A 6805-nucleotide genomic window follows, 5' to 3' on the forward strand; every position below is an offset into this window, starting at 1 on the left:
GTTCTTTTTTTGTGTTTGGGCATATAATCAAAAATTCCTCTCCGCCGTATCTAACCGCTATGTCGCTTTTTCTTAAAATATTATCATGCGGATTATTTAAAATAGTTCCCAATTCATGAAGTATAAAATTTCCGCAATTATGCCCGTATATATCGTTTACATTCTTAAAATGGTCTAAATCCATGAATATTATCGAAATGCTATAATTGTATCTTATCGCTCTTTCCACTTCCTCCTCTATCACTTTATTAAAATATCTCACATTATATAAACCCGTGCGAGCGTCTATTGTCGATTGAGCGTTTAAAGTGTCTATTTCTTTTATCAGATTTTTTATGACATTGTCTTTTTCTATCGAGGATTTTTCTTCTATCAAACTTATATTTAAACCGACATTTCTTATTTTTAATTTAATAATCGTTTCGTATAAATCGTATATATTTAAAGTTCCAATCGGACTATTTTTATCGTCTATAACGGCTATATATTCCAATTTATTTTTAAGCATAGAATCGAATATTTTTTCCAAATCGTCTTCGGGATAAGCCGTTATAAAATCTTTGCTCATAAAAAACGAAACTTCTTTACTCAAAATTTCTTTTTCGCTTTTTGTAGATTTTGCGGATTTTATAGTTTTCGTAGGTTTTTTAGGAATTTGTTTTAAAATGCCGTCAGATAATTGTCGGTCGTCTATGATTCCGATTAATTTATTCGCTTCGTTTACTACGGCTAATACTTTAATATTTTCTTTATTTACGATTTTGATTAATTCGGATAAAGGAGCGTTCTTTTTTAGAATTTTAATTGTATTTTCCATAGAAGATTTAACGATATTCTTATACATCAAATAAAGCCTTTTAACAGTGTATTAACATATTATTTTACAACAAAATGCAATTTTTTCAAGATGTTATAAAAATAAATTCTTGTTTTTTATATTTTTTATTATATTATATATAGATAAAAATTATATTTATTCGTAATGTTTTAAGAAGAGTTAGAAAAATGAGAAAGAGTTTTTTTATATTTATATTATTTAATCTATTTGCAATAAATTTATTTCCGCAGATAATGACGCCCGAAAGAGTAGTCGGCATGATTTCAAATAGATTTGCCACTATAGATAATTTTTACGCGACTTTTGTCGAAAGAAACGGAAGCAGAATCAATTACGGAAATGTTATTTCAAAGAATCCTAATCTATTCAAATTGGAATATTCTGCTGGAACAAACGGACAGCAAATTTATTGCAACGGCAAAACTCTATGGATAATTTTCCCTCAAAGAAAAATAGTAAGCGAGCAGACTTTGAATTACGGCGACGCGGGAGCGATTTATACCAAAGCGGGAATTTCAAGATTAACTTCAAAATATAATGTAAATTTCTATAATGAAAGGGAACTTAAGCCTATAAACAGTTTTGACGGAAGAGAATTGAATATTGCTGGTTATGACAGTTCTTTATATACGGCGGAAGATACGAGACTTGCCTATCATATGCTTCTCACTCCGAAACAGGCGAGCGTTGACAGAACAGGATTTCCTACGATTCATTTATGGGTTGACAGAGACGGAATGATTATAAGAATACTTGGAATATCGGCGATAAACACTCCCGTAGAATATTTATTCGATTCTATTAGATATAATTTGAGGCTTGAAGAAAAAACTTTTACTCCAGAAATACCAGAAGAGATGCAGGTATTAAAAGACGGCTTAATTCCGAATAATTAAAAAATAATTAAATAAAATTATTGAAAAGGATTTTTAATGGAAACTATAGGCGAAATATTAAAAAATGCTCGAGAAAAAAAAGGGCTTACAATAGAAAAACTTGAAGAGAAAACTCGAATTGTGGCAAGATATATAAAAGCTTTGGAAGATGACGAATTCGACAAATTGCCCGGCGAAATATATATAAAAGGTTTTATTAGAAATTTAAGCGATAAATTATCTTTGGATTCCAAACTTCTTTTGGAAAGATACAACTTGCAAATAAACGAAAATAAATTTGAACAAGAATTATATAAAAACGACAATAAAATCGTAAAACCCATAAAAAGAGAAATTAGAGCGAGAAAAAAAGAGAAGACGAGTAAAGAAAATACGAATAATGTAAATAATGAAAATCAAATTTCAAATTCCGAAGAAACGGAGAAAGAAGTCAAAATGTTGGCAATTTCAAATATTAACGAAGAATTTAATAAAGCGAAGCCGAAAATACGAAGCAATATCAGTAATCCCGAATCCGATTTATTAACCGCCACAAGAAGAGATTTGGATAGATTAAAAAACAGCAGAAAAAAAATTCCCGTTGTTACGATTATAATAATACTAGCGATATTGGTTTTAATTGCCGTTGGAATATTTTTGATAGTTAATAGAAATAATAATAATAGAGTTTCTAGAATAAACGATAACGGAAACGAAATAGTTAAAAATATAAATAATAGCAAATCGATTCAAGATGTTAGAGCGGGAAATATTATAAATTTTAAACCTATGGGAATATCGGCAAGTATAGAATTTAATCGTATAGGAAATGTTATAGATTTAAATATTAACGGACGAGATTTGTCTTTATCTAAAGGTAATCCAATAATAATGGATTTGAGCGGGAACGGTATTAACGATTTTAAGATAACCGTTTTGGATATATACGATGATTTGGCGAAAGTAGAAATGGAAAGATTGGAAGAAAATCAAATGGTAAACGCTGGTTTTGGCAGTAATAATGTCGGAAGCAATATTCAAAGCGAAATTTTTTCCAACGCCAATTTGCAAGTGATTGACGGAGAAACTTATATACTACAAAATATTGAAAAATCGAATATTAATATAGAGATAACGGCAAGAGGATTCGTTTATTTAAGATATTTTATAGATTCGGGCGCTCCGTCCACTCAAAATTTATTAAGCGGAAATACGGTTAATTTGGAAGCCTCAGATGTTATAATGTTTACTATCGGTAATGCGGGCGAGGTGGCGGTTAGAGTAAACGGAATAATCGTAAAAGTGGGAGAAGCGGGAGAGACGATAAATAAAACTATAAAGTGGATTAGAGACCTTAACGATTCCACTAAATATAATTTGATTATGTCCGATACGAGATAGAAATTTTATTTTTATTTTTTTAATTTTTTTATTAAATTAATTAAAGAAAAGAGGAAAACATATTGCATAATATATATTTACAAAATTTGGGATGCGAAAAAAATACGGTTGACGGCGAGCATATTTTATCCATTGTGAAAAATAAAGGATATAATATTATAGATAATCCCGAAGAAGCGGATATTATAATAATAAACACTTGCGCTTTTATAGAAGATTCCAAAAAAGAGTCGATTGATTCTATATTCGACCATTCGATTTATAAAAAATACGGAAAATGCAAAAGGCTTATAGTTTCTGGTTGCATGAGCGAAAGATATAAAGAAAATTTTTTGGAAATGTTTAAAGAAGTCGATTCGGCTATTGGAATTCATAATCTCGATAATATATTGGACGCTATAGAAAAAGACGGATTTCATGATGCAAGCGAAAATACAATTTATAGAGAATATTCGGGCAGAATAAATACGGGAAATTCTTACAGCGCGTATATAAGAATAAGTGACGGTTGTCATGCGAATTGTAGTTTTTGTGCGATTCCTAAAATAAGAGGTAAACATAGAAGTCGTAAAATCGAAGATATAGCGAAAGAAGTTCAAAATTACGCTCAAAACGGAGTAAAAGAGATTAATTTGATAGCGCAAGAAACCACTTATTACGGTTACGATTTATATAACAAACTCGCTTTACCAGATTTGCTTGAAAATCTCTCAAAAATAAACGGAATAGAATGGATAAGGGTTTTATATCAAAATCCCGTGATTTTAACCGATAAAATAATAGAATCTTTTTTCAAAATCGATAAAGTTTTGCCTTATTTCGATATTCCTATGCAGCATGTCGATAAAAACATATTGAAAGATATGAATAGAGGAGGCAGAGGATATAAATTTTATAGAAATATGATTGATAAAATTCGCAAGTTTGACGATAATGCCGTTATAAGAAGCTCTTTTATTGTCGGTTTTCCCGGCGAAACGGCGGAAAGTTTTAAGAAATTATTGAAATTTATTAAAAACGCTAAAATCGACAGAGTCGGAGTTTTCGCTTATTCGGAAGAGGACGGAACGGACGCTTTGCTTATAAATAAACCTAAAATTAATAATAGAAGAAAATTATTTTTAAGAGAAAAATTAATGAAAACGGCGATTGAAGTTTCGGAAGAGAGATTATCAAGATTTATAGGAAAAACTATAGATGTTTTGGTTGAAAAAATCGAAGACGATAAAATTGTGGGAAGAAGTATTTATGACGCTCCCGAAGTTGACGGTTATGTTGAAGTTTATAAAAATTCTGATAATATGAATAATTTAAATAATATAAAAATCGGAGAAATTATTAAAGCGGATATTAAGCATAATACCGAATATGATTTAATAGGCGATTTGCATATATAAAATAAAAATATAAAAAGTAATAACGAGATTTTAAGGAAAATATAAAATGAAAAAAAACGAATATTCAAGCAGAGAAGAAGCTTTTAGAGTTTATTTCGATATAGTTACAAAAATAGTCTACACTTTAAATCTTATATCCGACAAAAACGATATGACGAGAAGATTATCGAACAATATCGACAGAACTTTAGGCTATGAAGACGAAATTACTTCAAATAACGAAAAAACTATAAATACGAATAATAACGAAGTAAACATTTTAATAAATTCTTTGAAAAACGATTTGAAAAAAATATATTCTTTTAAGAAATATAATTTTAATATTGAAAGATTTATTGAAGAGAGAGAATTGAATACGGACGAAAGATTTATATTATACTGTCTTGTCGTTTATACGATTTACGGAGATTCCATGTCGGCAATTTCCGTTAGAAGAATATTGGAATTAATTACTATTGACTCCGATATTTACATAAACAAATATCATTATTTTGAAAACGATGGAAAATTATTATCTTCTGGAATATTGACTCTGTCGCATGAACCTTATCCAAGTTTGGGTTTGCTCGAAGTTACGAACACTTTGGTTACTTTCGTTAATTCTAAAGTAGTTTTCGCGTTTTTGGAAAAAGACAAATACGATATTATATCGGACATTGTTAATGCGGAAAATATAAATAATTCGGTAATTATAGATATTAAAACGGGCGCTCGCAAAAAAACTTCAAAAGAATTTAATATTTTAACTCCGAAAGAAATAGTAAACGAACTTAATAAAAAAGTAATCGGGCAGGACGAGGCAAAAAAAGCGCTTTCCGTTCATGCGTATTTGCATTGCTTGAGAATAAACGGAAATAAAGATATTCCTTTTCGCTCTAATATTCTTATGATAGGTCCTACGGGAGTGGGAAAAACATATTTGGTAAAAACTTTAGCCGAGATTTTGGGGCTTCCTTTTTCAAGGGCGGATGTAACGACTTTAACGGAAACGGGCTATGTTGGAGACGATGTGGAAGTCGTTCTTTATAATTTATACAGAAAAGCGAACGGAGATTTGGAAAAAGCGCAATTTGGAATAGTATTTTTGGACGAAGTGGATAAAATTGCAAAAGCCGAGCCTCATCAATCGACTACGGGCAATCCTTCCGATAAAGCTGTTCAAGAAGCTTTGCTTTCTATGATGAACGGCGAAGATATAAGAGTTCCAGAGTTTGGAGATAGAAGAATGATGCATTCGAGCGATGGAATAATTATGAATACGAAAAATATATTATTCATATTCGGAGGCGCTTTTGTAGGTTTGGACGATATAATAAAAATGAGATTAAAAGGCGAGAGCGGACTCGGTTTCGGTTCTAACGCTATTTTGAATAAGAATAAATTGCAAAAAGATAAAATATTGAGTCAAGTCGATGTTAAAGATGTGGAAAAATACGGAATGATACCAGAGTTTATAGGAAGAATACCGATAATTGTCACTCTTAACGAGCTTACTAAAGATAATTTAAAAGATATTTTAATGAAAAGTTCCGAGTCGCCGATAAAAAAATATACCGATTTCTTTAAAAGCATAGGAAAAAATTTGATATTGGACGAAGACGCGATAAATTATATAGCGGATAAATCTTTAAGTATGAATATGGGAGCGCGAGCGTTAAAAAGCATAGTCGAAACGGCGATGGTTAATATACTTTTCAATTTGGACGGAATAAAAGGAAATTCGCTCACTCTCACAAGAAGCGATATTGAAGAAGTATTCGATAAAAAAGAAAGAGTAAATTCGGGCAATATATTTGAAAAATCTAATATTAATATTCCAAAAAAAGACGATAAAAATTATATGGCTTGATTTTACTTTATATATATTTATTTGTTATAATAGTATATAATAAATAAATTAAAAAATTGAAAGTAAAACAAAAGAAAAAATAAAATAATAAATTTAAAATTGGAGTTTGCGCAATATGGAAATAAAGGAAAAAGAATCGCTCAAAGATTATGAGCTTATAGAAGAGTATAAAAACGGCAATAACGAAGCTTTGGATATATTATTGACGAGATATAAAAATTATATTTTCAATATATCCTATCGTTTTATGCATAATTACGAAGACGCTATGGATTTGACGCAGGATGTTTTGATTCGCGTTTACAGAGCCATAGGAAGATACGAAGAGAGAAACTATTTTAAAGGCTGGCTATACAGAATAATAAGCAATACGGCTATAAATATGTATTCAAAAGCTTATAGAAGAGAATCTCCATATCTTGAAAAATTGGAAGTGGACGACATC

General features: G+C 30.2%; 6 protein-coding genes. 5 read left to right on the forward strand and 1 reads right to left on the reverse strand.

Translation table 11 applies throughout. The features are described 5' to 3' along the window. Nucleotides 1–844 (reverse strand): diguanylate cyclase (locus tag EZH24_RS05290; RefSeq protein WP_236847079.1); only part of this gene is annotated, 844 nt, incomplete at its 3' end. A 227-nt stretch (nucleotides 845–1071) separates the two neighbouring features. On the opposite strand from EZH24_RS05290, the gene EZH24_RS05295 reads away from it, so the two are divergent. The 5 genes from EZH24_RS05295 to EZH24_RS05315 form a co-directional block, all read left to right on the forward strand. Next, nucleotides 1072–1734 carry a LolA family protein gene (locus EZH24_RS05295; protein ID WP_419670452.1) on the forward strand — a complete coding sequence of 221 codons (663 nt, stop codon included), beginning with the start codon at nucleotides 1072–1074 and terminating at the stop codon, nucleotides 1732–1734. A gap of 36 nt (nucleotides 1735–1770) precedes the next feature. After that, on the forward strand, nucleotides 1771–3114 hold the full coding sequence (locus EZH24_RS05300; RefSeq protein WP_137998101.1) for a helix-turn-helix domain-containing protein: 1344 nt from the start codon (nucleotides 1771–1773) through the stop codon (nucleotides 3112–3114). A gap of 62 nt (nucleotides 3115–3176) precedes the next feature. Further along, nucleotides 3177–4511: a 30S ribosomal protein S12 methylthiotransferase RimO gene (gene rimO / locus EZH24_RS05305; protein ID WP_137998102.1), complete on the forward strand. Its 1335-nt coding sequence runs from the start codon at nucleotides 3177–3179 to the stop codon at nucleotides 4509–4511. Between the two features lie 46 nt (nucleotides 4512–4557). Beyond that, nucleotides 4558–6360, forward strand: coding sequence for an ATP-dependent Clp protease ATP-binding subunit ClpX (gene clpX / locus EZH24_RS05310; RefSeq protein WP_137998103.1), 1803 nt, complete (start codon nucleotides 4558–4560; stop codon nucleotides 6358–6360). A gap of 115 nt (nucleotides 6361–6475) precedes the next feature. Then, nucleotides 6476–6805, forward strand: a 330-nt coding sequence (locus EZH24_RS05315) for an RNA polymerase sigma factor (RefSeq protein WP_137998105.1), incomplete at its 3' end; no start/stop codon positions are given.

This window comes from Brachyspira catarrhinii (assembly GCF_005518285.1).
Classification (GTDB): domain Bacteria; phylum Spirochaetota; class Brachyspiria; order Brachyspirales; family Brachyspiraceae; genus Brachyspira; species Brachyspira catarrhinii.

Excerpts from the sequence above, each read along its gene's own strand:
- EZH24_RS05295 (WP_419670452.1), top strand. The coding sequence starts at position 1,072 with ATGACGCCCGAAAGAGTAGTCGGCATGATTTCAAATAGATTTGCCACT.
- EZH24_RS05300 (WP_137998101.1), top strand. The coding sequence starts at position 1,771 with ATGGAAACTATAGGCGAAATATTAAAAAATGCTCGAGAAAAAAAAGGG.
- clpX (WP_137998103.1), top strand. The coding sequence starts at position 4,558 with ATGAAAAAAAACGAATATTCAAGCAGAGAAGAAGCTTTTAGAGTTTAT.